Source organism: uncultured Faecalicoccus sp. (assembly GCF_944325745.1).
In the GTDB taxonomy this organism is placed as follows: Bacteria; Bacillota_I; Bacilli_A; order Erysipelotrichales; family Erysipelotrichaceae; genus Faecalicoccus.
In genome coordinates, this window is record NZ_CALVBG010000075.1 from 1 (window position 1) to 5,121 (window position 5,121).

Consider the following 5,121-nt stretch of genomic DNA (forward strand, 5'->3'; position numbering starts at 1 on the left):
GCATGCTGTGCCGCTATGGCTCCGTCATTGGTCGCCGTCACCACTTGCCGCAGCTCTTTTTGGATCACATCCCCGGCTGCATAAAGGCCCGGGATCTTTGTCTGGCAAGAATCATCAACGATGACATATCCTTTGTCATCCAAAACACCCAATCCTTCCAGACAAACTGTATTCGGATCTTGCCCTACATAAGGGAAGATTCCTTGACAAGAAAGCGTCATCGGCTCTTTGGTCTCGACATTTTCAAAAACGATTCCCGATACTTTTCCATTTTCGGCCAAGATTTCTTTCGGGATATGTTTTACAATCACTTCGATTTTATCGTTGGCCTGGATCTGTTCCTGGATCTTCTTTTCCGCACGGAAAACATCACGACGGATCACTATCGTCACCTTATTGGCAAACTGTGTTAAAAAGAGACTTTCTTCTAAAGCAGAATTGCCGCCGCCGATCACGACCACATCTTTATTCTTAAAGAAGGCTCCGTCGCATACCGCACAAAATGAAACCCCTCGTCCGATATTTTCTTGTTCTCCAGGGATCTTCAACAGCCGCTCTTTGGTTCCGGTCGCTACGATCACGGCCTTTGCCTCAATGATCGTTCCATCGCTCAATGTCACTTTTTTATCCGCATCCACTTTTTCTACGTCACCATAGGCGTATTCGGCTCCAAAAGATGTTGACTGTTCAAACATGCTCGTCGCAAGCTCAACACCGCTCAATTCCTTTACACCAGGGTAATTAGAGATCTTATGTGTCTTGATCAGTTTTCCGCCCGGTGCCCCATTATCCAACAACAAAGTCTTCAATCCGGCACGAGAACCATAAACACTGGCTGCCATCCCGGCCGGGCCAGCTCCAATGATTACCAAATCGTATTGTCGCTCCATGCTCGTTCCTCCTTACACAATTCTAATAATTCTCTTAGATCTTGAATCACCCTGCAAGGGTGTTCTTTTTCCATCGCTTCTTTTTGACGAGGATCCTCCGTAAAGCCGACCGAATAAGCTGCCATATTCTTGGCACATCGAATATCGGTCGCATTATCTCCGATATAGATCACATCATCATGTCCAGTATCCAACAAATTACAAGCTTCTATCAAGCCAGATGCACTCGGCTTCGGCTCCGGCAGTTTCTCCGCTCCCAGGACCACATCAAAATAAGGCTCTAAACGGACGATCTGCAGTCCGTGCAAGGCCGCCGGCGTCCGTTTATTCGACACGATTGCCATCAGATAGCCTTCTTCTTTCAAAGCCGATACGGTCTCAAACGCGTGCGGGATGGGTTTTAATAAAGAATCATGCAGATCAAAATTGATCTTTTGATAAAGGTCGATCGCTTCCGGAATCTGTTCTGGCGAAAAATATTTTCCAAAAGAAACTTCCAGCGTCGGGCCAAAAAAAGCATACAATTCTTCTTGGCTCAGCTGTTTTTCCGGTTTCATCTTCGCAAAGACCTGACGAACGGTTTCAAAGACAAGCTCGCGTGAATCCTGCAAAGTTCCATCCAGATCAAAAAGCAGCACCGGTTTTTTATACCAGTGAAACCATTTATGAAGAAGGCCGCTCAACCCTAGTATGCCGATAAGAACCAAAGCTAAAGAAACAAGCTGAGAAACACGCAAAGGACCGATCATCAAAGAATCAGTACGCAGTCCTTCCACAAAAAAGCGCAGCAAGCCGTACCAAATGCAATACATAAATCCGCAATCGCCGCGATGACGATAGAATTTCTTGCGAAAGATCAAAGTGATAAAGGCAAATCCTAACAGATTGCCCATACTTTCATATAAAAAGGTCGGTTCGCGATAAGCCCCCTGGATCCACATCTGATCTTTGATAAAGTCAGGAAAGAGAGCGTAATAGCTTTCGGAAACGATCTTTCCATATGCTTCCTGATTCATAAAGTTACCCCAGCGTCCAAAGGCTTGAGCCACCATGACACCCGGCATGATGCAGTCAAACATACGCAAAACCGAGATACGGTTCTTGCGAAAATACCAAATACTGTAAAGGACCCCGACGATCAAGCCGCCGTAGATGGCCAGTCCGCCATTCCAGATCGCAATGATCTGATCAGGATGGGCCGCATAAAAATCCCATTCAAAGATCACATAATACAATCGCGCTCCCAAAATAGAAAGGACCATCATAGGAATTACATAATCTTCTAAAACAGAAGCGCTGTAACCCCATTTTTTCATCGATCTTTGCGCTAACAGATAGGCAATCACGACCCCCGTCAAGATCAAAACGGCATACCATGTGATATGCAAACCACCCAGCGACAAAAGTACGCGGCTATTGGGAAACAGTTCCATCGGTTTCTTCCTCTGTTTTATTTCCGGCAATGGCCTTTAAGACCATTTCTTCAAATTCCTTCGCAGAATCAAATCCTTCCTGCAGCAGCAAGAAGTTGGTCACTGCCGCTTCAATGATCGTGGACATCGGGCGTCCGCCGCTGACTGGAATACGCATCTTCAAGATCTTCAGCCCCATGATCTCGGAATATTCTTTTTCTTCGATCCCGACACGGTCGTATTCTTCATTCCCGTCAAAAGGCACCAATTCGATTTGAAAATTGATCTGCGTCTGGTGGGCAAATGAACCCACACCGTACATACGGCCGATATTGATGATGCCGACCCCGCGCAGCTCCATAAATCCTTCCAGCATCTTCGGTGTCCGGCCGATCAACTGGTTATGGATGCGGTAACAGTCGATGCGGTCATCGGCAACCAGCTGATGTCCTTTTTGGATCAACTCCAAAGCAATCTCACTTTTTCCCATGCCGGAATTGCCGGTGATCATGACCCCCACTCCGTGGATGCGCATCAATTCTCCATGAATGATGATCGAATGCGCCAGTTTTTCATCCAGGAAGTTGGTCACATTCACGACCGTATGGGCGGTTTCTACCGGCGTCTTAAAGATCGGAAAATTCTTTCGCTGTGCAATTTCTGCCAAGATCGGAGGGCATTCATGCCCATGACAGATCACAATGGCCGGCGTATCTTCCCCGGTGATAAATTCAAAACTTCGTCTTTGCGAAACTTCATCCATCTCTTGTTCGATATAGCCAATTTCTTTGTCCCCTAAAATAGCTAAACGTTTCGCTGCCGTATTCGGAAAATAACCAGAAAGTTCCAGTCCCGGCCGATTGGTGGCCGCCGTTTCCAGTAAACGCTCCAGCGTTGTATCGTCGCCCGTTACTCTTTCCCAATTGAATTGTGCTACTAGATCGCGCAAGCTGATCGTAGAAGCCGTTTCGTGCATGGTCATGAATTCACTTCCTCTCCAATAAAGGCTTTAAATATTGCCCTGTATAACTCTCTGGGCAGGCTGCCACTTGTTCCGGTGTTCCGGTAATCAGAACTTGCCCGCCATCCTGGCCGCCTTCCGGTCCCAGATCAATGATTTGATCTGCGCATTTGATCACATCAAGATTGTGTTCAATCACGATCACGGTGTCTCCGTGGTCGACCAATCTCTGTAATACCTCAATTAGTTTTTTTACATCATCGCTATGCAGTCCCGTCGTTGGTTCATCTAAGACAAACAACGTCTTGCCTGTCGCTTTTTTCTGCAGCTCACTGGCCAGTTTGACACGCTGGGCCTCACCGCCCGATAAGGTCGTAGCGCTCTGTCCTAATTTGATATACGACAGACCTACATCATAAAGCGTCTGCAGCTTATGGCGAATCTTCGAGATGTTTGAAAAGAAGTCCAGTGCTTCTTCCACTGTCATATCTAAGACGTCTGCGATATTCTTTCCTTTATAAAGAACTTGCAGCGTCTCCTCATTGTATCGTTTTCCGTTGCACTGATCGCAAGGAACATAAACGTCCGGCAAAAAGTGCATCGAGATCCGTAAGATCCCGTCTCCCTGACAGGCATCACAGCGTCCGCCTTTGACATTGAAAGAAAAGCGCCCTTTGTCATAGCCTAACATCTTGGCTTCGCGCGTCTGTGCAAAAAGCTCGCGGATATCATCAAAGACCCCGGTATAGGTCGCCGGATTGCTTCGCGGAGTACGCCCGATCGGATCTTGAGAGATCTCCACGATCTTATCGATATGTTCCAAGCCTTTGATCTCTTTGCACGCTCCCGGTTTGATCCGCAAACGTCCCAGGGCATTCTGTACACCGTGGGTCAAAACTTCCGTCACCAGCGAAGACTTTCCGGAACCGGACACGCCGGTCACTACGGTAAAGGTTCCCAGCTTAAAGTCAACCGTGACATTTTTTAAATTGTTTTGACTCGCTTTTACAATTCGCAGTTTCTTGCCGTTTCCTTTGCGGCGCTTTTGCGGTACCTCGATTTTTTTACGGCCGCTCAAATAAGCCCCGGTAATCGAATCCGGATTTTCCATGATCTGTTCGGGGGTTCCGGTGGCGACGATCTCGCCCCCATGGATCCCGGCTCCCGGTCCCACATCGACAATATAATCGCTGGCCCGCATCGTATCTTCGTCGTGTTCGACAACGATCAACGTATTGCCAAGATCACGCATATCTTTTAGCGCCGAGATCAAACGGTCATTGTCTCTTTGATGCAGCCCAATGCTCGGTTCATCCAAGACATACATGACCCCGGTCAGTTTGGAACCAATCTGCGTTGCCAGACGGATCCGCTGCGCTTCTCCTCCCGAAAGGGTCGAAGCCAAACGATCCAAGGTCAAATAATTCAAGCCGACATGATTCAAGAATTCCAAACGGTTTTTGATTTCCTTGACGATCAAATGCGCAATTTTTTCCTGCATCGGCGTCAGCGAAAGCTCATTCATAAAGACCAGCGCTTCTTTGATTGACATCTGCGTCCATTCATAGATGTTCTTTTGTCCCACCCGTACACTCAAAGCTTGTTCATTCAAACGCGCTCCATGACAGGTTGGACAAGGAGCATCGGCGATAAAGCTTCCGTACCAGTCTCTGGACATCGCCGAAGAAGTCTCCATGTAGCGTCTTTCGATCATCGGAGCTACTCCTTCGATGACCTCAACTTTGGCCTGATGGATCCCGCCCCGAGAATGGAGCTGATAAGCAATCGGAACATCCGATCCGTATAAAATATAATGAAGCTGTTGTTTGGGCAGATCTTTGATCGGCGTATCCATATC

Annotated in this window: 4 protein-coding genes; all 4 read right to left on the reverse strand. The window is 47.5% G+C overall.

The features are described from left to right. The coding region (trxB, locus tag Q0J48_RS06470; RefSeq protein ID WP_296242665.1) for a thioredoxin-disulfide reductase at window positions 1-890 on the reverse strand (890 nt) is incomplete at its 3' end. Further along, on the reverse strand, window positions 866-2,323 hold the full coding sequence (gene lgt, locus Q0J48_RS06475) for a prolipoprotein diacylglyceryl transferase (RefSeq protein WP_296242666.1): 1,458 nt from the start codon (window positions 2,321-2,323) through the stop codon (window positions 866-868). The genes lgt and trxB, both read right to left, overlap by 25 nt. Then, window positions 2,304-3,284: an HPr(Ser) kinase/phosphatase gene (hprK, locus tag Q0J48_RS06480; RefSeq protein ID WP_296242668.1), complete on the reverse strand. Its 981-nt coding sequence runs from the start codon at window positions 3,282-3,284 to the stop codon at window positions 2,304-2,306. The genes lgt and hprK overlap by 20 nt, the downstream gene beginning before the upstream one ends. 4 nt (window positions 3,285-3,288) lie before the next feature. Further along, window positions 3,289-5,121 (reverse strand): excinuclease ABC subunit UvrA (gene uvrA, locus Q0J48_RS06485; RefSeq protein WP_296242670.1); only part of this gene is annotated, 1,833 nt, incomplete at its 5' end.

Bases quoted from the DNA above. Each gene is read 5' to 3' on its own strand.
- hprK (WP_296242668.1), bottom strand. From the start codon at position 3,284: ATGACCATGCACGAAACGGCTTCTACGATCAGCTTGCGCGATCTAGTA.
- lgt (WP_296242666.1), bottom strand. From the start codon at position 2,323: ATGGAACTGTTTCCCAATAGCCGCGTACTTTTGTCGCTGGGTGGTTTG.